A 22915-nucleotide genomic window follows, 5' to 3' on the forward strand; every position below is an offset into this window, starting at 1 on the left:
TCATCACGCTTTTGTTCCTACTGGGATAGGCTCTAAGGCTTGTAATGGGCGCACGGCCGGCGGAGGCGGCTGCCAGAGCAGCGGCCGTTGGCTGAGACAGAAGCGGGCGATGCGCTTGGCATCGCTTTTATCGGTCTTGGTGCGGCTCAGTTCGGCTTGGCCGAAGGCGTGGATTTGGGCGGGGTTGACCACGCTGACGGCGAGGCCGTGGTCGACCAGGAACAGGGCCAAGCCCTCACCATAGCGGCCGGTGGCCTCCAGGCATACGTGGGGCGTTTGGAAGGCTTGCAGCCAGGCCAGGAACGCCTTAAACCCTTCGGGCGTGTTCTGGAAGACCTTGGTTTTGTACTTGCCGTTGCGGAGCGCGGCGGCGTCGAACTTGGCTTTGGCGATGTCGATCCCGATGGGGCTGAACGTCATAGGGTCTCCTTGGTCTGCGTTGACGATGGGGCAAAGTGCTGACCGATCGAAACCGCTCCTGCCGGGTTCAGCCTTATCCATCCAGGGTGTTGCCCAAGGCAGCCCTACGATACCGTTCGAACTCTATGGCGAGGAAGGGACGCTGGGGGACGATCTACGGCGCGGGCTTCAGGCCCAAGGTCGGCAACGTCTTGCCCAGCGTCTGGGTCCGATGATCAGTCGGAGATTCTGCCTCTTGTGGAATCCAGAATCGAGATATAAGGTCGGCAATCCGTTGCCGACACATTGGGGCGGTGAGGGGCTTTGTCGGCAAAGGATTGCCGACCTACCAAGTTCCCGATTCTCACCGCTAAACTGCGGTGAAAAACGCTTAGAGATTCGGATGCGCGGTAGGCGGGCAGGCGAACAAATCGATCCGCATGTCATCGGAATCTGGAATGCCGAGACCCGGAAAGACGGTCCTCCGACTTTTACCGCGCAGTCGCCCCAACAGGGTGTTGGTCGAGGCCAACACATTAACAATCCTTGATTTTTAATGAGATACGGCATTTTTCCGGAAATGCCGTTCGGCTGGGCAAACGGTGCCGGTTTCTTTCCATAGCTGTATATGCCAGATAAGTGACTGAAAAATAGAACAATATTCGTGCTGGCATGATTCCTCCCTTGTATTCGGCACCGGGCTCACGGTCACACGGATCGCATCGAGCCCAACACGCCAGGCGTTTCGAAAAATGAAAATACTCGGGAGGATTTATGTCGATTTACCAAGTCTCCAAATTTGCCGAGAACCCGGAGCCGTTGTTCAGCTTCCGAAGGTTTCTTGAAAATACCGCCAATCTCGGCCTCGTTCTGCCGTTCGGCGCGGCCAGCGTCACGTCGGTGGTGTCCCTGGCCCATACCGGCGAGATTTCGCTGCCTCTCGTCTCGTCCGCATTTCTCTGTGTGTATTCCAGTTATTTGATCGATCATCTCGCCGATGTCGGCAGGCTGGATGGAAACCTGGAGTCGACGCGCACCAAGACCCTTTCGAGAAAATCGCTGTTTACCGCCTTCGGCGTGGCCGCATTCGTAGCCGCCGCGGGCATAGCCTTGGTTTTCTCCGGCCTGGAAGCGTTTTTATTGCTCCTCTGTTTTCCTTTGGCGGTGGCCCTGTACGGAACCTCACTGTTCGGGACACTGGCCGGCAAACTTCTACCCTATCGGCGACTGAAAGACATTCCAGGCATCAAGGCCTTTTACACGGCATTCTTCTGGGGCCTTTTGATGCTCTACGCTTCCCGCTTCGTCGATGCTCAGGATTTGCGCCAAACCGTGTTTTTCTTCGTTTACATGATGCTTTCCGACTTCGTGAATACCGTCTTTTGCGATTTCAAAGACCTGGCGCGTGATCGGGTGGAAGGCGTCAAGACCCTGCCCCTGCTGCTGGGCGTGGCGAGGACGAGCAAGCTTATTCAAGCGGTGAACGGCATTGCGCTCATGGTATTGGCAGTGTCCGTCCATCTGCAGTGGATTCCGGCCTGGATGCTGGCATTGGCGCCGGTTCACCTCTATGTCCGGGCAATCGTCGATCATGGCCAAAAGCTGGTAGCCGCCGACGGCAATCCCGGCGATGCGGCGATGGATGCCGAATTCCTCCTGTGGCTGCCCCTGGTCTTGGGCGGATTGGCCCTAGGCCTGTGAACGACGGCTCCGACACTTCCAAAGGTACCCAGCCATGACGCCACAACAAGAACTCACTTTCCAGATTTCAGCCACGGCATCGATGACCCTATGGATTGCCGCCTATATCCTCATCATCCGCCGCGGCTTCAAGGATCAAACGTATGGCATGCCGTTCGCACCGATGTGCGTGAACGTCTCCTACGAATTCATTTTCGGTTTCGTTTATCCGGATATGCCACCGGTGAATTACGCGAATATCGCTTGGTTTTTCATCGATCTGGCCATCGTGTATCAATATCTGCGGTTCGGGCGGGAAGAGTTTCCTGCTGTGTTTCCAAGGCAATGGTTTATCCCGGCTTTCGTCCTGGGGCTGGTGACGGCGTTTTTCGGGGTCATCGCGATTACCCTGGAATTCAAGGACTTTCATGGGAACTACACGGGATGGGGAGATCAGTTGCTGATTTCCATAACCTACCTGTATCTGTTGGCCCGCCGCGAAAGCACGCGCGGCCAGTCGGTTTATATCGTCCTGACGCGGATGTTCGGTTCGATTGTTCTGATTCCCGCGCAGTATGTCCAAGCCCCCGAGTCGATTCTCCTGCCGTTTTTGTATGCGGGATTCATCGTGTTCGACGCGATATACCTTTTCTTGTTGGTTAGGCAGTGCCGTTCGGAGGGGATTAATCCCTGGGCGCGGGTTTAAGCTTCGTAGAGTGGAACGGGTTAGGTCTTATCGACCCGGTTTTTCCGGCGCAGCTTTCAGGAAGCAGTTGTTTGGATATGGATTCCGCCGATCATTGACCTTGGGTGTCCGTGTATACGACCATATACAGTTGATAAGAAAAGTTATCGCTTTTGCCACTGTCAAGTGGTCCAAGTCGAGCGGTCAAAAATCGGGCGGGTCAACCGCCCGTTTCCGTGTTTGTCCATGTGACGGCCGGTTGCTGCAAGAAGCGGTCTTCAAACGTCACGAGCGATGTCAGGACAAGGCGCGAAAGGGCGACCCGAAGCCGCGGGACCCGCGGACGAAACGGCCGTTAGCCTGGCCCGCAGTAGTTTGAAGACGGCTTCTTAGACTGTTAGGGGGAAAACGTCCGGAGTAGCAGGTCCATGGCTTGCCTTCACGGGCGCGCAGTCGGAAAAGAACAATTAAAAGGCAATACGGCACTGATGGCAGTTCGTCACAGCATCCGGAGTCGGACCAGAACACTCTTTCGGAAAGCTTTTCTTTCAGCTTTTGACGGCAACGCTTGCTCTCGGCGAGTGATTCTTGCCGGGGTGCTATCCGGCGTTTTGGCTCCGCAGATAGTTTCTGCCGATGCCTTTCCCGGCGATCTGCTGCTCTTTCCCGAGCTCACCAGTCTCCATCGCTTCGATCTTCAAGACGGTTCCAGCCTGAAGAACTATTGGATCAATCCGGGGCTGAATCTCTTCTACGGCTTGGATCAAGGCCGGTTCCGCTTCCTGCTGGAGTGGCTGGTGGACCGCTCCGCGCAGGAGGTTCAGAGGTTGCAGCTCGGCTGGCGCTGGCAGGACACCACGTTTTGGGTGGGCCGCTTTCACAATCCCATCGGCTACTGGAACATCCATTTTCATCACGGGGCTTACATGATGACCAGCATCACCCGTCCCGGTGTGATGACTTACGAAACGTCCGGCGGCCCGCTGCCGATGCATGTCACCGGGCTTTACGTCGAAGGGGTTCGGGAACTCGGGGATTCCAGTCTCTATTACGTTCTGAATGCCGGAGTGGGTCCGGACCTCGAGAAGAAGCGGCTGGACGCGTTCGACGTTCTGGACCCGGAAGGTACGCGGCTCCCGGCCGTGACTTTGCGCCTCGGATATCAGCCGGTCAGCTTCGGTTCCGACGAGATCGGTTTTTCCTTCAGCTATACCGAAATATCCGGCCGCCGGATCGGCGTGGACCGAATCAATCAGATCGTGGCGGGCGTCTTTGCCAATTGGCGATCGGAGAATCTCGGTTTCCTGGGCGAGGCCTTTTACATCCATAACGATTTCACGGGCGGCGCTTCGGAACCCGAATCCGACGTGCTGAACCTCTACGGGCAGGCGGAATGGCGGGTGGCCGACGATCTGACCTTGTACAGCCGGATTGAAGGCACGTTCAACGATAACGGCGACTTGTACTTCGATCATTTTCGAAACTTCGTGCGTGATCGATACATGGGCGGCGTACGCTACGAACTGCCCTACAAGATGGCTCTGAAACTCGAGCTTTCGCGCGAGCACACGAGGGATGGCGCCTTCGGGCAGGTGGGGCTCCAATGGAGCGCGGTGTTCCCCTAGCCATGTCCAAGCTGTCGTTCCTGATCCTGTTGTTATCGCTCGCGTCCGGCGCGCTGGCCATTGAGGCCGACGGCTTGCGCGAACTCGTTCTCGCCGCAAGTTCCCAGTCGAACATTCCCAAGCTTTCGCTGCAGGAGACCCGGAAGCTTTATCTAGGCGTACCGGTCGAGAAGAACGGCAAGACCATCAAACCTCTGCTGAATGTCAGCGAGTCCCTGCTGTTCGAAGTATTTTTGCAGAAGGTTACCTTCATGTCCTCCGACGCCTACGAGAAACAGGTCCTGGCGATCGTATTCCGCCTCGGCGGCCAGAGGCCCCAGGCTTTTCACGATAGACAGACGCTGAACGCCGCCTTGCTGGAACATCCGGATTCGGTGACGTTCATGTGGGCCAAGGATTTGGATCAGTACAGAGGGCTGAAACCTATCAACACTCTTTGGGCGGGGTCTGCCGATTGAAACGTTTCTTCCATAGCTTCAACGGGCGCCTGCTGCTGTCCATCGTAGGCGTTCATATCATGCTGGTGCCCCTTTTGCTGTTCGGGGTTTATTTGATCGCAAAGCCTGGTGTCGAGCGGCAATTCGTCAATCAGGTGCGCTCGGATGCATTGCTTTTCGGCAATTTGATCGGTTCTCGGCTGACGACGGGGGATACGGCGGAAATCGCGGCGCTCATGGGCGAGTTTCTGTTGAACGGCCGGCTGATTTTTGCCGAGGTGCAGATGGGCGACCGGATAATACCGCCCAATATCCCGCTGGCCACACAAGAACCTTTCAACGAGGATTTCTTCTTCGGACAGCATGAGGACGGCATTTATTTCATCGCGGTGCCTTTGACCGAAGGCGATGCCGGCGGACAGCCGGTCTTGCGTTTGGGTTACGACGAAATCCCGGTCCGGCAGGAGCTTATGTCCCTGTACCGCCGCGGCATTTATCTGGTGGCGTCCTATCTGGGCCTGACCCTGATCGTCGTGGCCTTGTTGGGAAGGCGCCTGGTTCGGCCGCTGGAAATTCTTCGGCGGGAGGCGGATCAGATCACGGCCGGCGACCACGGCACCGAGTTCGGCACCCGTTCCGGAATCGCCGAAGTGGCCGCCTTGGCGGAGAATCTCGAACGGATGCGGCAGGGCCTCATTCATGCGCGCGACGCGGCCCTTCAGGCGGCGCTGACGAAAAGCGAATTCCTGGCCAACATGAGCCATGAAATCCGCACGCCCATGAACGGCGTCATCGGCATGCTGGAACTGGCCTTGCGCACCGAACTCACGCCGCAGCAGAAAGACTATCTCACCATGGCCAGTTCATCCGCCGAATCCCTGCTGCGCCTGCTGAACGACATACTCGATTTTTCGAAGATCGAGGCACGAAAGCTGGAGCTCGAGTGCATCCAGTTCGATTTGCGCGACGCCGTGGGCGACACACTGAAGCTGCTGGCGCCTCAGGCCCATGCCAAAGGCCTGGAGCTGACTTATCTCATCGATCCCCAGATACCCGACATCGTTTCCGGAGACGTCGGCCGTTTGCGGCAGATTCTCATCAATCTGGTGAGCAATGCCATCAAGTTCACGCCGCAGGGCGAGATCGTGGTGCGGGTCGAGTCCGGATGCGACCGCTGTGCCGACAGCATCTGTCCCCGCTTCTCGGTGAGCGATACCGGCGTCGGAATCCCAGCGGACAAGCAAACGGTGATCTTCGACGCGTTTACCCAGGCGGATGCCTCTTCCACGCGCATGTTCGGCGGAACCGGGCTGGGATTGGCGATTTCCTCGCGCCTGGTGAATCTGATGCGGGGGGACATGGGCCTCGAAAGCGAAGTAGGCCGCGGCAGCACCTTTTATTTCACGGTTCCGTTAAAAGTACCGTCGGAAACGGCGCCGGGCCCCCGGCAAAGGTCCTTCGATCTGCACGGGGTCAAAGTCCTGGTGGTGGATGATCATCCGGTCAACCGCTACATTTTCATGGAGATGCTGACGCAGTGGGGCATGAGCCCGGTGCAGGCCGATTCCGGCAAGGCCGCGCTGCACGAGATCCAGCGGGCCACCGAGCAAGGGGCGCCGTTCCGGTTGATCCTGCTGGACGCCATGATGCCCGAGATGGACGGTTTCGAGGTGGCCGCCCACATCAAGGCGACGCCCAGCACGGCCCTGACCACCATCATGCTGCTGTCCTCGGCGGACCGCGGCGGCGACTTCGAACTTTCCCGCCGCTTGGGCATTTCGCGTTTCCTTCGAAAGCCGGTCAAGTATTCGGAGCTGATGGAGGCGATCCAGGCTGCCCTGGACGAGTCGGAAGCCACGCCCGTTACGCCCGAAGTGTTGCCGGCATCGCCGTTCCGTGCCGTGCAGCGCGGGCTGCGCATCCTGGTGGCCGAGGACAATCCGGTCAACCAGAGGCTGGTGCAGGCCTTGCTGGAAGACCGCGGGCATTCCGTGCTGATGGCGGGCAACGGCGAGGAAGCCTTGCGCTTGCTCGAGCGGGAATCCTTCGACGCGGTGCTGATGGACGTGCAAATGCCGGTGATGGACGGCTTGCAGGCCACGGCCGCGATTCGGGAGCGGGAACGGGACACCGGCCGCCATGCCTACATCGTGGCGATGACGGCTCACGCGCTCAAAGGCGACAAGGAACGTTGCCTCGCGGCCGGCATGGACGCTTATGTATCCAAACCCATACGCGAGGCGGAAATGCTGGCGGCCGTCGAACGCTGGAACGAGGAGCCGGCATCTTCCGACACTCAAGGGGCATCCGCCATGTCGTCCGACCAACCCCCGTTCGATCTCTCCGAAGCCTTGGCCCGGGTCCGCAACCGGCGGCCTCTGCTGCGCAGTATGGCCGAAATCTTCATCGGACAATCCGATGATCTGCTGGACCAATGCGAGGCGGCCATCGAAAGCGCCGACGGACCCACCCTGGAGAGGGCCGCTCATACGCTCAAGAGCTCGGCGGCGAGTTTTTGCGCAGCCACCGTGTCGGAGATCGCCCAACGGCTCGAGAATGCCGGCCGCACCGCCGAGTTCGGGAATGCGAAGGCGGATTTTCAGGTATTGAAATCCGAAATGGGCCGGCTGCTCCCCGCCTTGAAGCGGTTCCTGGACGAGCCGGACCCGCCGGCCTGAGGCTCGAAATGCTTACAGCCCTGTCGTTTAACTGTTGGAATTGTCGGATATGACCCGCAACACGGAACGAAAACCCCTGGTTCTCATGGTGGACGACAATCCGGTGAACCTCGCCGAGTTGTACGATTTGCTGACGGAGGCGCAATACGAGGTATCGATCGCGGAAAGCGGGGCCGGCGCCATCCTCCAGGCCGAGCGCCTGGTTCCCGATCTCGTCCTGCTCGACGTGCTCATGCCGGGCATGAGCGGATTCGCCGTCTGCGCCAAGCTCAAGGAATCTCCGAAGACGGAATCCATCCCGGTACTCTTCATGACCGCTCTCGACGATACCGCCGACAAGCTGCAAGGCTTGCGGCTCGGAGCCGTCGATTACATCACCAAGCCCTTTCAGCACGAGGAGGTCCTGGCGCGGGTCGATACCCATTTGACGCTGGCGCGGCTCCGAAGCGAGCTGCAGGCCAGCCGGGAACGGCTTTCCCGGATCGTGACCTATGCGCTCGACGCCATCATCACGGTGGATGCGGAAGGCCGGATCGTCCTTTTCAATGCTGCGGCCGAAAAACTGTTGAAATGCCGGGAGAGCGAAGCGGTGGGGGGAGTCCTGGAGCGGTTCCTGACGCCCGCGCTCAAGGAGCATCTCGGCCACTGCATGGACCACTCGTCGGACCAGGCGATCTGGCTGCCGGAAGGCGTCGGCATTCTGCGGGGCGACGGCGCGGAGGTGCCGATCGAAGGTTCGATATCGCGGGTGGAAGCCGGCGACGAAAAGCTTTTTACCGTGATTCTGCGCGACTCCGGCGAGCGGCAGCGGCGCATGCAAGCGGAGGCGGAATGCCGGCAGCTCAAGGGCATCAAGCTTTACCTGGAAGAAGAAATCAAGGCCGCCCACAATCTGGACGAACTGATCGGCGGGTCGGCGGCGCTGAAGCAGGTTGTGACGCTCATCAACCAGGTGGCCGAGACCGATTCCACGGTGCTGGTCACCGGCGAAACCGGCACCGGCAAGGAGCTCATCGCCCGTGCGATCCACAATCTCAGCAGCCGCAAAGCCAATGTGCTGGTCAAACTGAACTGTGCGGCCATTCCGGCCAATCTTGCGGAGAGCGAGTTGTTCGGCCATGAGAAAGGGGCCTTTACAGGAGCCCTGTCGCGCAAGCAGGGGCGCTTCGAACTGGCCGACGGGGGCACCCTGTTCCTGGACGAAATCGGGGAATTGCCCCTGGATCTTCAGGCCAAGCTGCTGCGGGTATTGCAGGAGGGCGAATTCGAGCGGGTGGGCGGCACCCAGACGATCAAGGTCAACGTCCGCGTCATCGCTGCCACCAACCGCGATCTCGGCCGGATGTCCCGCGAGAACCAGTTTCGGGCGGATCTTTATTACCGGCTCAACGTGTTTCCCATCCATCTGCCCCCGCTTCGGGAAAGGGCGGACGATATTCCCTTGCTGGTCCGGCATTTCGTCCAAAAGTACGCCACCCTGCTCGGCAAGCGGATCGAGACCGTGGCGCAGCCGATACTGTCGGCGCTTTGCGCCTATCCCTGGCCCGGCAATATCCGCGAGCTGCAGCACGTGATCGAAAGAGCCGTGATTCTGTCCGAAGGCGGCGAACTGGCGCCCATCGACTGTATTCAGCGTCCCGCCGCGGAAACGCGGAACGGTGGCTTCGCCACCCTGGAAGAAGTGGAACGGGCGCATATCCTCAAGGTGCTGGAGGCCACAAGCTGGCGGATCAGCGGCGAAAAGGGCGCGGCCGTGATCCTGGGTATGCCTTCGACCACCCTCCGTTCCCGCATGGAACGGCTCGGCATCACGCGGCACTCGACCACGGCCTGATGCAGGCCAAAATCATTGTGGTCGTAGGTCGGCAATCCTTTGCCGACACGTTGGCTTGGTAAGAACCTTTGTCGGGAAGGGATTCCCGACCTACAACACTGATGCAGGCCAAAATCATTGTGGTCGTAGGTCGGCAATGCTTTGCCGACACGTTGGCTTGGTAAGGGCCTTTGTCGGGAAGGGATTCCCGACCTACTCGCTTAGTGTGGGAGCGGGCCGTAAACCAATCCGGCAGCAGCTCTAAGAGCATTGCCTCACTCACTCCCTCCTCATCCTTTCGCCGGAAGCATGGAGCGGCTCCGCCGAATCGCCGTCGAACAGCCAGCATTGATTCCGGCCCGCCCGCTTGGCGAGGTAAAGCGCTTGATCGGCCTGCCGCAGCAGACCGTCGTCGTCATCCCCCGCTCCGGCGAACAGGGTCACCCCGATGCTCGCGGAAATTGGAACGACATCGTCGACAACGGGGAAAGGCTTCGCCAGCGCGGCGAAGATGCGGGCCACGGTTTCGCGGCAATCCGCCGGGCCGCCGATGTCGTTCAGCAGCAGGGCGAATTCATCGCCGCCCAGCCGGGCCACGGTATCGCCTTCGCGCAGTTCCTCGCGGAGCCGCCTTGCGACTTCCACCAGCAGTCGATCGCCGGTTTCGTGCCCGAAGGTGTCGTTGATGAGCTTGAAGTCGTCGAGATCGAGATAGCAAACAGCGAGCTGGCGCTTGGAGCGCCGGGTTCTGCTCATGCGAAGCCTGTCCGCGAACAGGGCGCGATTGGGCAATTGGGTCAGATAATCGTAATAAGCCAGGCGTTCCAGGTTCTGCCGGCGTTCCACCTCCTGCGTGATGTCCGAGACCGTGACCAGGAAGCGCAGCAGGCCGCCCTGCGGGTTCCGCAAGGCTCGCACCGAGGTGTCGGTATAAACGAGCTGTCCATTGCGGTGGACGAACCGTTTCTTGAAGCGGACGGCGTCGATTTCCCCGTTCCAGAGACGTTCGAAATGCGCGAAGTCATCGCCTAAGTCATCGATATGGGTGATTTCCACCCAGCTTGTGCCGTTCAGCATTGCCTCGGAGTAGCCGAGCATTTCGCAGAACGCCCGATTGACCTTCACCCATCCTTGGGCAGGACTGAGAATCACCATTCCGGGCAAGCCGAATTCGAAGAAGCTTTCGTACTCGTTCCTGCAATGTGCGTGCGCGAATCCCGCGGTCTTCCGGAGGCGAGCACGCGTTTCAAGCTCGTCCGCCGTTCCGGCCGGATTCCGGGATGGTCCATCGGGAACTCCGCGAGTCGGCTCGTGCTCCATAGATCCGGCAGGTCTCCGCAACGGTTCCTCGATCCCCAAGACCGGTTCGGAACGGGAAGCGAAAGCGGGTTGGGCCGGTTTGCTTGCGATGAACCCGAAGGCCTCGACCACCGCCGGATCGCCAAGATATCGACATTCGATCATTTCTTTTTCCTTTCTGCTCGGTAGGGCGGAGCGGCGTCGGTTGATCAGGGCTTTGCGCCGTCGAACGAAATCCCCTCGACATAAAGCCCGGCCTTGAACGTCGGGCGCGAGTCGCCGCCCGACCCGCCAAGACCGTAATCGAGGGAATAGATGCCGAGATGGTCGAGACCGATGGTCAGAAGGGGAGTTCTCAGGTCCGGAGCGAGCAAGGTGATGCTTCCTTTGCGTTCCTTCGCATCGGACGAGTTGCCGCTCAGGACGAAGTCCTGGTGCCACTCGATCAGTCCGCCCGAAGCCGCTTCCGGCATGGCAACGCTCAGGTTCGACACTTCCCGGCCGGCAAAATCGTACTCATACTCGCGAAACTCGCCTCTCTCCTGGAGCTTTCTCTTGACGGTCAAAGCACCGACGCCGATGGCTCTGGACATATCCAGCCCATCGATTTCCAACCGGAAGTTGGACTTCAGCATTCTTGACTGATTGACGGCGCGCTCCAGTCCCGCATAGCGCGCTCCGCCTTTTTGCCATTTGACATACGAGGGTCGTAGCTTGAGCGTGAGTTGCAGCTTCTCCCGCGAGGTCTTGTCCAGCGCCGGAATGCTTATCTCCGAAATCACGGCATTGAATAAGGTGGCTCGCCGCATTTCGTTTCCGTGGAGATCGAGGATGACGATCCCCGCATGAGCGGCATAGAAGTTCGAATGCAGACTGGCCTGGACCCAGTTGAGCAACTCGCCTTCCGGAGCCACGTCCAGCTTTACCGTCCAATCCTTGTACCGGGTTTCTCCCAGGACTTTGTTCGGAAACTGAGCCGGCCCGGCGGGTTGCGAGATGACCTGTCCGCTGGCTTCGCTCCCTTCGAACGAAGAGAGATAAGCGACTGGCTTGCCGTTCAATTCGAAGACATAGATGCCTGGCGAGTAAGATGCCGCCGCCGTGGCCCGCAGCGGAGAGAACAGTGCCGCCAGCATGCCCAGTAGGCTAAGGGCGTGCATAAAGAATGCGCGTTGCGTTTGAATGTTCATTGTCATTGTCCCTTTTCGGTGTTTATGAACTGCTAGTCCGCTTAACGACAGACACCTCTCGGTGGGACGACCGTCTCCACGTTCTGACGTTTTGGTCTGCCCCTCGAACTGGCGTGTCGATGCGCGGTCGGCAGACTAGGCGCAAGAGCGATGCCAATAAGGTCTGCGTGTGCAAGTAATTGAAATGGATGACGTTTCAGTTCGGGTCCGGCAGGAGTTCGTCGACGTGTTTTACGAAATGTCGTCAATGCACGCTATCTCGTAAGTTCGTCCGGGCCTTCTCGATCCGGTATGTACGGTCAGGCTTGGAAGGCTTTTGCTCGGACGAAGATTCCGCGTATTCTGGAAAACGTGATTTCAACCAAACCGGGCTGGAGGCCGAACAGCTCCCATCCATGTCCAGAACCTCTACCGACCTGCATATCGATCAACTCCTCAGGATCATCGCGGAAGGTACCGCCGCGGTCACCGGCGACGATTTCATGCGCTCGCTGGTGCGCCATCTGGCCGAGGCCCTGGACGTCAAGTACGCGTTCGTGGCCGAGTTTACGGAGGTGAAAACCCGCGTCGGGACGCTCGCTTTCTGGGCCGACGGCGAGTTTCTCGAAAACTTCGAATACGATCTGCCGGGCACGCCCTGCGAAGCGGTCTTGGCCGGAGAAATGCGCCTTTACAAGGCGGGCGTCCAGGATCTTTTTCCGTCTCACCGGGAGGAACTGGCCGCCATCGGCGCCGAGAGTTATCTCGCGATTCCGCTCGCGGACAGGGCGGGCGAGGTGATGGGCCATCTGGCCCTGATCGACGTCAAACCCATGAGCGGAGACCCGTCCGAGCTTTCCGTGTTAAGAATCTTCGCCGCACGGGCCGGGGCGGAGCTGGAGCGCATGCGGGCGGAAGAACTGCTCAGGCGCAGCGAGGAGCGGCTGGGTTCCATCCTGGCCTCGGCCATGGACGCCATCGTCACCATCGATGAGAGCCGCCGCATCACTTTGTTCAACAACGCCGCCGAGCGGATTTTCGGATGCTCGAAGAGCTGGGCGCAGGGCCAGCCGTTCGACCGTTTCCTGTCCAAGGGTTTCCGGAACCTCCTGGAACGCCATCTTCGGGAGAGCACGGGAGAGAGCGCGAAACCGCAACCGGTGTGGGCGCCGGAGGGATTGACCGCGTTGCGCGCCAATCGGGAGGAGTTTCCCATTGAGGCCACCCTGTCCCCCCTGGAACTGGGCGGCAAGCGGTACTACACCTTCATACTTCGGGACGTCGACGAGCGCCGGAAGATCGAAGCGGAACTCCATCGCCTGCAAACCGAAAACGTTTTTCTGCAAGAAGAAATCAGCGCGCCGTACCGCTTCGAGGAAATGATCGGCGGATCGCCGGCGATGCGCAGCCTGTTTTCCGATGTCGAACAGGTGGCCGGCACCGATTCCACGGTGCTCATCATAGGCGAAACCGGCACCGGCAAGGAGCGGATCGCCCATGCGTGTGATCGTCCGCACGCGCTGCATGTCGGATTGCAGGCGAAACCGGCACCGGCAAGGAGCGGATCGCCCATGCCATCCACAATCTCAGCCCGCGCAAGGACCGGCTTCTGGTCAAGCTCAATTGCGCCGCGTTGCCCGCCGAATTGATCGAAAGCGAGCTGTTCGGCCACGAGAAAGGCGCGTTCACCGGCGCGACCGCGCAGCGCAAGGGGCGGTTCGAAATGGCCGACCGGGGCACGCTGTTCCTGGACGAGGTTGGCGAGCTGAGTCTGCCGGCCCAGGCCAAATTGCTTCGGGTGCTTCAGGAACGGGAGTTCGAGCGGGTCGGCGGCGGACAGACGATCCGGGTCGACGTCCGGGTCATCGCCGCCACCAACCGCAATCTGGCGGACGCGGTCAAAGCCGGCGAATTCCGCGTCGACCTTTACTACCGGCTGGACGTGTTTCCCCTGCGGGTACCGCCGCTCCGGGAGCGGAGCGAGGACATTGCGGTCCTCGCCGATCATTTCCTCCGCCAATTCGCCCGCAAGCTCGGCAAGCCTCTTGCCGGCATCGCACCGGAATCGTTGCGGACGCTGGAACGCTATACCTGGCCCGGCAACGTCCGGGAACTGCAAAACATCATCGAGCGGGCAGCCGTGCTCGCGAAAACGCCGCTGGTCGACATCGACCTCAAGCTGGACGATTCCTCTCCAGACCCGCCGCAGACGGAAGCTTCGGAACTGCTGCTGGAGGCCGTCGAGCGCGGCCACCTGCTGAAGGTCCTGGAGGAGTCACGCTGGATCATCGAAGGCAGGACCGGCGCCGCCGCGAAATTGGGCCTTACGCCCAGCACGCTCCGTTATCGGATGCAAAAGCTGGGGATAAGGCGGCCGAAGCAGGTTTGAGCGGGGGGTACGGAAGGCGGGTTACGCTGCGCTAACCCGTCCTTGTGGCTTTCCTGAACATAAGTAAACATAAAGTTTTGTAGGGCGGGTTAGCGTACTCGCGTAACCCGCCTTCCGAGACTCGATCCTTATTCCAAATCCCAAGCCCGAATGTCGACCGGCGCCGCCCATTCCAAGGAATACTGCCCCAACCGAACGAATCGGTGAAAGCTCGAATGCGGCCAATCGGCGGCGCGCGGTACCCAGCCGTGCTTGACCGGGTTGTAATGGATGTAGTCGAGATGGGCGTCGAAATCGCTTTGATCCCGAATGGCATGTTCCCAAAACCGCCGCTGCCAGACGCCGCGTTCGCGTTTCATCTCCCTTCGGGTCGATAGCCGTTCCCCCGGCGCTATGGCGCGCGCGAAAGCCGATTTGATCAAGCGCCAGCGAGTCGAAAAATCCACATCGTCCGGCGGCAAGGTCCAAAGGCAATGTAAATGATCGGGGAGTATGACGATGGCCTCGATCCGGAACGGGCGTTGAGTTCGCACGGTGCGAAAGGCTTCGCGTAACGCGTCGATGTTGTCGGTCAGCAAGCGACGGCGACGTTCCAGCAGCGCTACGGTAAAGAAGTATGAACCGCCGGGGACATAAGCACGAATGTAGTTGGGCATAGGGAAAGCGTGGCCGATGTCTCGCTTTCTCCGAAGGCGGGTTACGCTCCGCTAACCCGTCCTACAAAACTGGCCGAAGGGTGCCGGGCAGGACAGGCCAAGCCAGCATTGAATCCAGAGCACACGGATGTGACAGGCTTCTGCCGTCCATGGCTTCTGGACCCCGGCATTCCAATCGCAAACGGTGTCTTCGGGAAGGGCGTGGCCGGCGCTCCCGGCCAGGCCGTTTGCGATTGGAGCACCGAAGCCACCCTTCCTTGCCGGGGTGACGTCAGCCATCTTCACTAAATGGCATTGCCTTACAACTTCCCTCCCACAAATACCCGCGGCCGCCCGCAACTATTAGTGGCCCCAATGCTCGCCAGTTTCTCGCCATTGCTCGCATGGCATCGATAACAGTTTGTTATTTAACCCTTTTTTGTCCTGAGCTATCGATGGCGCGAGGGTTGCTATAAAAACATGTCGCGAGTCGATGTCGCGCAGAAAGCACTTTTAAACCCTTTATTAAGGATCATGAAAAATTCCGCATCTGTCGTTTCTTCCACTTTAGGTGCCATTATTCCGCTGAGCCGCGCCGCGACTGATGTTCCGTAACGCTGTCGAATAGCTAGACGTTCGTTGATAGGGAGAAAAATCATGAATTCGACTGCGAACACGAAAAAGCGCCTGCTGGAAGGCCAGCGATCCATCGTCACCGGCGGCAACACGGGCATCGGAGCGGCCATAGTCGAGGGTTTGGCCGAAGCCGGAGCCAGGGTGGTGGTGGATTATGTGACCGAACCGGACAAGGCCGAGGCACTGGTGCAACGCATCCGAGATAACGGCGGCGAAGCCGTCGCGGTCGAGGCCGACGTGAGCCGAGAGGAACAGGTGCGGGCCATGTTCGGCGCCGCTCTGGAAGCTTTCGGGGGTGTGGACATCCTGGTGAACAACGCCGGCTTGCAGAGGGACGCGCCCTTGACCGAAATGAGCCTGGACGACTGGGAAACGGTGATCCGCGTCAACCTGACCGGGCAGTTTCTGTGCGCGAGGGAGGCGGCGCGAGAGTTTATCCGCCGGGGCGTGAATCCGGAGCTCTCGGTTTCGGCCGGCAAGATCATCTGCATGTCCTCGGTGCATGATGTGATTCCCTGGGCCGGCCACGTCAACTACGCGGCCTCCAAAGGGGGCGTCGCGATGCTGATGAAAACCCTGGCTCAGGAACTGGCGGTCCACAAGATCCGGGTCAACGGTATTTCGCCGGGCGCCATCAAGACCTGCATCAACTACGACTCCTGGATGACTCCGGAACGGGAAGCCAGGCTGCTGGAGCTGATTCCCTACGGACGGGTCGGACACACCCGCGACATCGCCAAGGCGGCGGTCTGGCTGGCGTCCGACGAGTCGGACTATATTACCGGCGCCACCCTGTACGTGGACGGCGGCATGACGCTGTACCCCGGTTTCGAGGACGGAGGCTGACAGTTACATATGATGACTTTTGATGCGGCTTTCCCTGGAAAGCCCCCGAACGTAGCTCTGCTTTGGCGGGTTACGGCGCACGCGAAGCGTAGTGATCGGTGGTCAGCCGGTTCCGGTGTGCGCCTAACCCGCCCTACGAAATCGCGGACCGAATCGGGAGGGGAAACATGAACCGTTACGCGCGAGCTGGATTACGAGGTCAACGTCCGCTCTCATCAAATAATCCCGGAGCTCGAAAAACGCTTGGACGCGCTTTTTCAGGCCCATTCCGTTCAAGAGGTCAATCGCGATGCTGATCAAGAAACCCTCCGATATCAGGCCCTCGGAAATCACCCCGCGCGAGCTGTTTTACGGCCGGCGGCGGTTCCTGCAACTCGCGGCCGGAGCCTCGGCCCTGGCTCTACTGCCGCCGGGTCTCGCCGCCGGTGAGAAGCTGCCCGACGTCCGAAAGAGCGATTACGTGCTCCCGGACAAGACAACGCCTTACGAGGACATCACCCGCTACAACAATTTCTACGAATTCGGCACCGACAAGGAGTCCCCCGCGAAACTGGCCGGGAGCCTGAAAACCCGTCCCTGGACGGTGGCGGTGGAGGGCGAAGTCCGCAAGCCCAAGACTTACGATATCGACGAGCTGCTGAAACTGGCCCCGCTGGAAGAGCGCGTCTACCGGCTGCGCTGCGTCGAAGCCTGGTCCATGGTGGTGCCCTGGGTGGGCTTTCCCCTGGCGGAACTGATCAGGCGCGTGGAACCCACCGGCAACGCCAAATTCGTGGAGTTCACGACCTTGCTGGACCCCGCGCAGATGCCCGGCCAGCGCTCGGCAGTGCTGGACTGGCCGTATGTCGAGGGGCTGCGCATGGACGAGGCCATGCACCCCTTGACCCTCCTTGCGGTGGGGCTTTACGGTGAGGTCCTGCCCAACCAGAACGGCGCGCCGATACGGCTGGTGGTGCCCTGGAAGTATGGCTTCAAGAGTGCCAAGTCCATCGTGCGCATCCGCTTCGTGGAAAAGCAGCCGGTCTCCACCTGGATGAAGGCGGGCGCGAGGGAATACGGCTTTTACGCCAACGTGAATCCGGAGGTCGACCACCCCCGCTGGAGCCAGGCCAAGGAACGCCGCATCGGCGAATTCTTCAAGCGTCCCACCTTGCCTTTCAACGGTTATGGCGATCAGGTGGCGCAGTTATATGCGGGGATGGATTTGCGTAAGTTTTTTTAAGGAAGCTCTGAACCCGTGGATTCCGTTCATGCCCTTCGACAGGCTCAGGGCAGGCTCAGGAGAGCGTTCGACAAGCCTGTCCTGAGCCCAGTCGAAGGGCCTGTCCTGAGTGAAGCCGAAGGGCTCGCCACGAATGGAATCAATACGTTACCGTTCGTCCTGAGCCTGTCGAAGGACTTAATCAGAGCATCCTTAAGGTATGTTGGGTTTGGGATGGAATGTTTGTCCCCCCACTGGTTGAAAAAGTACGCAATGCTCCGCTTTTTTCGACGTCCGTTACGTAAGTTCGATGAACCTCGTAAGGCGGGTTACGCGAGTACGCTAACCCGCCCTACATCGCTCTTTGCCGACAAAGGCGTCGGGAAGGGTCGCGATTAAAGCGACGGTTTGCGATTGGAAGGGTCGCGGCTAAAGCGACCGTTTGCGATTGGAAGGGATTCCCGACCTACCCAAGCTTCTCAGGTTTTCTTAATTGGACGTCATGAATATTCGAAATCCCCATCCCAAGACGATAGCCGCCCTCAAGCGAGGACTCTTCCTGATCTTATCGATCCCCCTGTTCAAGCTGATCGCCGACGGCGTGCTCGATCAGTTGGGGGCGAATCCGATCGAGAAAATCACCCGGACCACGGGGTACTGGACCTTGACCCTGCTGCTGGTCACCTTGGCGGTGACGCCGCTCCGGCGGTTTTTCGGGTGGTCCTGGCCGGGGCGTTTCCGGCGGATGCTGGGGCTGTTCGCTTTTTTCTACGGATGCCTTCATTTCCTCACCTACCTGGTTCTGGACCAGTTCTTCGATTGGGCCGGCATCGTCAAGGACATCGCCAAGCGGCCGTACATCACCGTGGGATTCACCGCCTTGCTTCTGCTCGTTCCCCTCGCCGTCACCTCGACCGACGGGATGATCCGCCGTCTCGGCGGGAAGCGCTGGCGAGTGCTGCACCGATTGGTTTATCTGATCGCCATTCTCGGAGTCGTTCATTTCTGGTGGCTGGTCAAGAAAGATATCTCGAGGCCCGCGATCGATGCCGCGATCTTGGCCTTGTTGCTCGGTTTTCGGATGATGGACGCGGTCCGGAAACAAGTTTCCGGGGCTCGATCGGAGGAGAAGCGGAAGTCATCTAATATCGACGGACCGAGTTCGAGTCGGCATCCGCCGGGCCTATCGGTCTTGGACGGAAATACCCATTCCGAGACTACGCCGTAGACCTGCCTCTCGTCCGTTCGGGTAGCCGAATCCCTTCGTTTTCGGCTTCTTCATCCGCATGTCGGATTTTTCTTCGCTTGACAGCGTCTTAGCTGAAACGCACCCTTTCGGTGAAAGGTGTCACACCGATCAAATTTCCCATTCTTCTCCGGAAACACTACCGTGTCGCTCGAAAGCTCCATGTTCGCCATCGGCAAGATTCAGCGCGTCGTTTCTCGAAAGCCGAGAGCCGCGCGATGATACGGTTCGAGAAGCAGCGCACCCCGGTGGCCGATGCCGCCATCGTGCTCGGCGTCGCATTCGGCTTCGTGACCGATATCATGACCCCGCTCGGCATCGCTGCATGGGCCGTCTACTTCCTCCCGCTCGCTTTCAGCCTCTATGTTTGGCGTCCGCGGATGCCGATCGTCATAGCCGTCGTCGCAACGGTCTTGATCGTCGCCGGCCGATTTCTCTCCCCGCCTTCCATAGATCCCTTGCCGACCATTCCGTGGTTGAACAGAACCCTCGGCACGCTGGCGATCTGGGTGGTGGCGGTGATCGCCCGACAGAGTATCTTTATAAAACTCAGGCTCAGGGAGGATGATTGGATTCGTTCCGGTCAGCGGGACTTGGGCATCCGCATGCAGGGAGAGCAGACACTGCCGGTCCTCTGCGACAATATTCTGCGCTTTCTCTGCGAGTACCTCGATGTGCCGGTCGGCGTTCTCTACGCGGCCGAGCGGGACGGCGGCGAGTTTCGTCGCATGGCGACGTACGCCGTCGGAGCGGATTCGGCCTGTCCCGAACGCATCGCGCCGGGTGAAGGGCTGGCCGGCCAGGCGGTCAAGGACCAGCGGGTCTTGCGCTTCGATAAACTGCCCGACGGGTATCTCCGGGTTTCGTCGGCGCTCGGGGGAGCCGGTCCCAGGCACCTCGTGGTGATGCCGGCGATCATCGACGGCAAGGTCAAGGCGGTGGTCGAGCTCGGTTTCATCCAGCCGGTGGGCATCTCGGACATGGATATCCTCGGCACGATGGCCGAGTCGGTGGCCAGCGCGATTCGCTCAACCCTGTACCGCACCCGGCTCGAGGACCTCCTCCGGAAAACGCAGCGGCAGGCCGACGAACTGCAGAGGCAAAAGGAGGAGCTGAAGGTGGCCAACGAGGAGCTAGAGAGCCAGAGCAAGGCGCTGTCCGAGTCGGAGGCGCGCCTGGAAGCGCAGAACGAGGAGTTGACCGAGATCAACGTCCGGCTCGAGGAACAGCGCGACGAGCTGTCGCGAGCTCAGGGGGAGCTGATGAAGCGCTCGGAGGATCTCGCCCGAGCCAACCAATACAAGTCGGAATTCCTGGCGAACATGAGCCATGAGCTGCGCACCCCGCTCAACAGCGCGCTCATTCTGGCCAAGCTCCTCGCCGACAACAGGGACGGCAATCTGACCCCGGAGCAGGTCAAGTACGCATCGATCATCTACACGTCGGGCAACGACCTGCTCGACCTGATCAACGATATTCTCGATCTCTCCAGGATCGAGGCGGGCCGCATGGAGATACGGCCTGAGCCGGTTCAACTCGAGACCTTGGTAGAGACGCTCCAGCGAAGCTTTCAACCGGTAGCTTCGCAGAAGAAGCTCGCATTCGAAGCTCGCATAGAGCCCGGGACGGCAAGGGTGATCACTAGCGATCCGCTCCGTCTCCAGCAGATTCTGAGAAACCTGCTCTCGAACGCCTGCAAGTTCACCGAGGCGGGCGAGGTCGGCCTGCGCGTGGAGCAAGTCGGACCGGACCGGATCAGCTTTGCCGTCCGCGACACCGGTATCGGCATTCCGCCCGAGCACCAGGACGCCATATTCGAGGCATTCCGCCAAGCCGACGGGAGTACCCAGCGACGGCACGGGGGCACCGGGTTGGGTTTGACGATTTCAAGGGAACTCGCACACCGATTGGGCGGCGAAATCTCGGTGGAGAGCGTTCCCGGTAAAGGGAGCACCTTTACGCTCGTGCTGCCTACCGAATTCGCACAGCAAGCCGGCGAGGAACGGCCTCCCGAAGCGGAGGTAATTTTCCTGGCTAAGGCCCGTCCGGCGGCCGAGCGTTCCGCACCGAGCGTGGAAAGAGTCTCCGCTGACCCGGCCGGAGAGCCGGCGCAGGACGACCGCGAGCGTCTCGCGCCGGGCGATCGGAGCATTCTGATCATCGAGGACGACCGGGCGTTTGCCGGCATCTTGCGCGATCTCGCGCACGAAATGCGTTTCCAGTGCTTGATCGCGGCGAGTGCCGGCGAGGGCCTCGCGCTGGCAGAGCAATTCCTGCCCAGCGCGATCATTCTCGATATCCACCTTCCGGACCATTCGGGGCTCAGCGTGCTCGAGAGCCTCAAGGGCCATGCCGCGACCCGCCATATCCCGGTGCACGTCATCTCGATTTCCGACTATACCCAGCAAGCCCTCGAAATGGGCGCGGTCGGGTACGCGCTCAAGCCGGTCATGCGCGAGCAGCTCGTGAGCGCTTTCCGCAAGCTGGAGCGGAAGCTGGAACAGAACGTCCGCCGCGTTTTGGTGGTCGAGGACGTCGTGGTCCAGCGCGAGAGCATAGAGCGGCTTCTCCGCACCGAGGGGGTCGAGGTCGTTTCGGTCGGGACCGGCAGCGAGGCGCTGAGCCAGCTGAAGGACTCCACCTTCGACTGCGTGGTCCTCGACCTCAGCCTGCCGGACATCTCGGGTTACGAACTGCTCGACAAAATGGCTTCCGGCGAGGCCTTCTCGTTCCCGCCCGTCATCGTTTACACCGGACGGACGCTGACGCGGGAGGAGGAGAGCCGGCTGCGCCGCTATGCCAGCACCATCATCGTCAAGGGCGCGCGATCGCCCGAGCGCTTGCTGGACGAGGTGACGCTCTTTCTCCACCAGGTGGAGGCCCAGCTTCCCCGAGAGCATCAGGAGATTCTGCGCGAGCTGCGCAACCGCGAGGAAGCGCTCGAAGGCCGCAACATCCTGGTGGTCGAGGACGACGTGCGCAATATCTTCGCGATTTCCAGCGTGCTCGAGCCGAAAGGCGCCAAGGTGCGCATCGCCCGCAACGGCAGGGAAGCGCTCGAGGTCCTCGAGCGTTCCGCGCAGGAGCCCGATGCCGCGGTCGATCTGGTTCTCATGGACATCATGATGCCCGAGATGGACGGCCTCACCGCAACGCGGGAGATCCGCAAGCGCCCGGAATGGAAGAATCTCCCGATCATCGCGCTCACCGCAAAGGCGATGCCCGACGACCGAGCGATATGCCTTCAAGCGGGCGCCAACGATTACATCGCGAAGCCCATCGATATCGATAAGCTGATTTCGCTCATCAAGGTCTGGATCCCCAAGTAGAGGATGCTTTGCACGACGACACTTTCGACACGGAGCTCAAGTTAATCCTCGAGGCGATTTACCTCAGGTTTCACTATGACTTTCGCCATTATTCGCCGGCATCGCTGAAGCGCCGGCTTTCCCAGGCGATGCAGCGGTTCGGCTGTCGATCGCTGTCGGGGCTCCAGGAGCGAATCCTGCATGAGCCCGGCGTCTTTCCGGAGCTTTTGTCGTTTCTCACCATCATAGTGAGCGAGATGTTTCGCGATCCCGCGTTTTATCTGGCGCTGCGCGAAAAAGTGGTCCCTTTTCTGCAAACTTATCCGTCCCTGAAGATTTGGGTCGCGGGTTGCAGCACCGGCGAAGAGGTTTATTCCCTCGCCATCTTGCTGAAAGAGGAGGAACTGCTCGACCGAAGCCTGATTTATGCGACGGACATCAATCCGGAAGCGCTGCGGAAGGCCAAGGCGGGCATCTACGATCTGGATCGGATTGCGGGGTTCAGCGAAGCCTACCAGGCTGCGGGCGGACGTACGTCGCTCTCCGATTATTACACCGCGGCCTACGGTTCGGCCGTGTTCGACAAAGCTCTGCGCAAGAACATCTTGTTTTCCGACCACAGCCTCGCGACCGATAATGTTTTCGCCGAGGTTCAGCTCGTCACCTGCCGCAACGTCCTCATCTACTTCGACCGCGCGTTGCAGGACCGGGCGATAGGGCTGTTTCGGGATTCGTTGTCCCGGAAGGGATTTTTGGCCCTGGGGGCCAAGGAGACGCTGCGGTTCTCGGATCACGCTGCGGAATTCAGCGAGTTCGCGGGCGCCGAAAGAATCTATCAGAAGGAATGAAACACAATATGGAATCATGGA

17 protein-coding genes are annotated in these 22915 nt (G+C 60.0%); 13 read left to right on the forward strand and 4 right to left on the reverse strand.

The annotated features are described in order from the left end of the window. Window positions 1-3 precede the first annotated feature (3 nt). The gene (locus ACR2TX_RS08370) at window positions 4-420 is read right to left on the reverse strand and encodes an IS110 family transposase (RefSeq protein ID WP_434131785.1); all 417 of its coding nucleotides are present in this window, start codon (window positions 418-420) and stop codon (window positions 4-6) included. A gap of 753 nt (window positions 421-1173) precedes the next feature. Between ACR2TX_RS08370 and ACR2TX_RS08375 the strand changes: the two genes are divergently transcribed. The 6 genes from ACR2TX_RS08375 (at window position 1174) to ACR2TX_RS08400 (ending at window position 9338) form a co-directional block, all read left to right on the forward strand. Further along, window positions 1174-2100 carry a UbiA family prenyltransferase gene (locus tag ACR2TX_RS08375; protein ID WP_156880630.1) on the forward strand — a complete coding sequence of 309 codons (927 nt, stop codon included), beginning with the start codon at window positions 1174-1176 and terminating at the stop codon, window positions 2098-2100. A gap of 34 nt (window positions 2101-2134) precedes the next feature. Further along, window positions 2135-2785: a hypothetical protein gene (locus ACR2TX_RS08380; protein WP_156880629.1), complete on the forward strand. Its 651-nt coding sequence runs from the start codon at window positions 2135-2137 to the stop codon at window positions 2783-2785. Between the two features lie 590 nt (window positions 2786-3375). Continuing rightward, window positions 3376-4389, forward strand: a complete 1014-nt coding sequence (locus tag ACR2TX_RS08385; RefSeq protein ID WP_434131786.1) for a hypothetical protein — start codon at window positions 3376-3378, stop codon at window positions 4387-4389. 2 nt (window positions 4390-4391) lie between these two features. Continuing rightward, window positions 4392-4847 (forward strand): hypothetical protein, encoded by a 456-nt coding sequence (locus ACR2TX_RS08390; RefSeq protein WP_086134881.1) that lies wholly within the window; start codon window positions 4392-4394, stop codon window positions 4845-4847. Continuing rightward, on the forward strand, window positions 4844-7504 hold the full coding sequence (locus ACR2TX_RS08395) for a response regulator (RefSeq protein ID WP_434131787.1): 2661 nt from the start codon (window positions 4844-4846) through the stop codon (window positions 7502-7504). The genes ACR2TX_RS08390 and ACR2TX_RS08395 overlap by 4 nt, the downstream gene beginning before the upstream one ends. Window positions 7505-7553: 49 nt before the next feature. After that, window positions 7554-9338, forward strand: coding sequence for a sigma 54-interacting transcriptional regulator (locus ACR2TX_RS08400; RefSeq protein WP_434131788.1), 1785 nt, complete (start codon window positions 7554-7556; stop codon window positions 9336-9338). Window positions 9339-9596: 258 nt separating this feature from the next. Here the strand turns inward: ACR2TX_RS08400 and ACR2TX_RS08405 are convergent, their stop codons facing one another. After that, complete coding sequence (locus tag ACR2TX_RS08405; protein WP_434131789.1) at window positions 9597-10781, reverse strand: diguanylate cyclase domain-containing protein; 1185 nt, start codon at window positions 10779-10781, stop codon at window positions 9597-9599. Window positions 10782-10825: 44 nt separating this feature from the next. Beyond that, window positions 10826-11806 (reverse strand): phage tail protein, encoded by a 981-nt coding sequence (locus tag ACR2TX_RS08410; protein ID WP_168175336.1) that lies wholly within the window; start codon window positions 11804-11806, stop codon window positions 10826-10828. Window positions 11807-12201: 395 nt separating this feature from the next. Between ACR2TX_RS08410 and ACR2TX_RS08415 the strand changes: the two genes are divergently transcribed. Both ACR2TX_RS08415 and ACR2TX_RS08420 read left to right on the forward strand, forming a co-directional pair. Continuing rightward, window positions 12202-13434, forward strand: coding sequence for a PAS domain S-box protein (locus ACR2TX_RS08415; RefSeq protein ID WP_434131790.1), 1233 nt, complete (start codon window positions 12202-12204; stop codon window positions 13432-13434). After that, window positions 13317-14174, forward strand: coding sequence for a sigma-54 interaction domain-containing protein (locus tag ACR2TX_RS08420; RefSeq protein WP_434132442.1), 858 nt, complete (start codon window positions 13317-13319; stop codon window positions 14172-14174). Before ACR2TX_RS08415 ends, ACR2TX_RS08420 begins: the two co-directional genes overlap by 118 nt. Window positions 14175-14302: 128 nt before the next feature. Here ACR2TX_RS08420 and ACR2TX_RS08425 read toward each other — a convergent pair whose 3' ends face one another. Continuing rightward, window positions 14303-14830: an REP-associated tyrosine transposase gene (locus tag ACR2TX_RS08425; RefSeq protein WP_434131791.1), complete on the reverse strand. Its 528-nt coding sequence runs from the start codon at window positions 14828-14830 to the stop codon at window positions 14303-14305. A 636-nt stretch (window positions 14831-15466) separates the two neighbouring features. Between ACR2TX_RS08425 and ACR2TX_RS08430 the strand changes: the two genes are divergently transcribed. From ACR2TX_RS08430 to ACR2TX_RS08450, 5 genes are all read left to right on the forward strand, one after another. Then, window positions 15467-16291: an SDR family oxidoreductase gene (locus ACR2TX_RS08430; RefSeq protein ID WP_434131793.1), complete on the forward strand. Its 825-nt coding sequence runs from the start codon at window positions 15467-15469 to the stop codon at window positions 16289-16291. A gap of 289 nt (window positions 16292-16580) precedes the next feature. Then, window positions 16581-17513 (forward strand): protein-methionine-sulfoxide reductase catalytic subunit MsrP, encoded by a 933-nt coding sequence (msrP, locus tag ACR2TX_RS08435; RefSeq protein WP_434131794.1) that lies wholly within the window; start codon window positions 16581-16583, stop codon window positions 17511-17513. Window positions 17514-17994: 481 nt separating this feature from the next. After that, the gene (locus tag ACR2TX_RS08440) at window positions 17995-18720 is read left to right on the forward strand and encodes a sulfite oxidase heme-binding subunit YedZ (protein WP_434131795.1); all 726 of its coding nucleotides are present in this window, start codon (window positions 17995-17997) and stop codon (window positions 18718-18720) included. A gap of 236 nt (window positions 18721-18956) precedes the next feature. Beyond that, complete coding sequence (locus ACR2TX_RS08445) at window positions 18957-22067, forward strand: response regulator (protein ID WP_434131796.1); 3111 nt, start codon at window positions 18957-18959, stop codon at window positions 22065-22067. Further along, complete coding sequence (locus ACR2TX_RS08450; protein WP_077728618.1) at window positions 22052-22894, forward strand: CheR family methyltransferase; 843 nt, start codon at window positions 22052-22054, stop codon at window positions 22892-22894. Before ACR2TX_RS08445 ends, ACR2TX_RS08450 begins: the two co-directional genes overlap by 16 nt. The last annotated feature ends 21 nt before the right edge of the window (window positions 22895-22915 follow it).

Origin of the sequence: Methylocaldum sp. GT1BB, assembly GCF_051027545.1 — a bacterium.
Taxonomy (GTDB): domain Bacteria; phylum Pseudomonadota; class Gammaproteobacteria; order Methylococcales; family Methylococcaceae; genus Methylocaldum.

What these genes read in the sequence shown, in the direction of transcription:
- ACR2TX_RS08370 (WP_434131785.1), bottom strand. Translation starts at nt 420, where the DNA reads ATGACGTTCAGCCCCATCGGGATCGACATCGCCAAAGCCAAGTTCGAC.
- ACR2TX_RS08375 (WP_156880630.1), top strand. Translation starts at nt 1,174, where the DNA reads ATGTCGATTTACCAAGTCTCCAAATTTGCCGAGAACCCGGAGCCGTTG.
- ACR2TX_RS08380 (WP_156880629.1), top strand. Translation starts at nt 2,135, where the DNA reads ATGACGCCACAACAAGAACTCACTTTCCAGATTTCAGCCACGGCATCG.
- ACR2TX_RS08390 (WP_086134881.1), top strand. Translation starts at nt 4,392, where the DNA reads ATGTCCAAGCTGTCGTTCCTGATCCTGTTGTTATCGCTCGCGTCCGGC.
- ACR2TX_RS08400 (WP_434131788.1), top strand. Translation starts at nt 7,554, where the DNA reads ATGACCCGCAACACGGAACGAAAACCCCTGGTTCTCATGGTGGACGAC.
- ACR2TX_RS08405 (WP_434131789.1), bottom strand. Translation starts at nt 10,781, where the DNA reads ATGATCGAATGTCGATATCTTGGCGATCCGGCGGTGGTCGAGGCCTTC.
- ACR2TX_RS08410 (WP_168175336.1), bottom strand. Translation starts at nt 11,806, where the DNA reads ATGAACATTCAAACGCAACGCGCATTCTTTATGCACGCCCTTAGCCTA.
- ACR2TX_RS08415 (WP_434131790.1), top strand. Translation starts at nt 12,202, where the DNA reads ATGTCCAGAACCTCTACCGACCTGCATATCGATCAACTCCTCAGGATC.
- ACR2TX_RS08425 (WP_434131791.1), bottom strand. Translation starts at nt 14,830, where the DNA reads ATGCCCAACTACATTCGTGCTTATGTCCCCGGCGGTTCATACTTCTTT.
- ACR2TX_RS08430 (WP_434131793.1), top strand. Translation starts at nt 15,467, where the DNA reads ATGAATTCGACTGCGAACACGAAAAAGCGCCTGCTGGAAGGCCAGCGA.
- msrP (WP_434131794.1), top strand. Translation starts at nt 16,581, where the DNA reads ATGCTGATCAAGAAACCCTCCGATATCAGGCCCTCGGAAATCACCCCG.
- ACR2TX_RS08440 (WP_434131795.1), top strand. Translation starts at nt 17,995, where the DNA reads ATGAATATTCGAAATCCCCATCCCAAGACGATAGCCGCCCTCAAGCGA.
- ACR2TX_RS08445 (WP_434131796.1), top strand. Translation starts at nt 18,957, where the DNA reads ATGATACGGTTCGAGAAGCAGCGCACCCCGGTGGCCGATGCCGCCATC.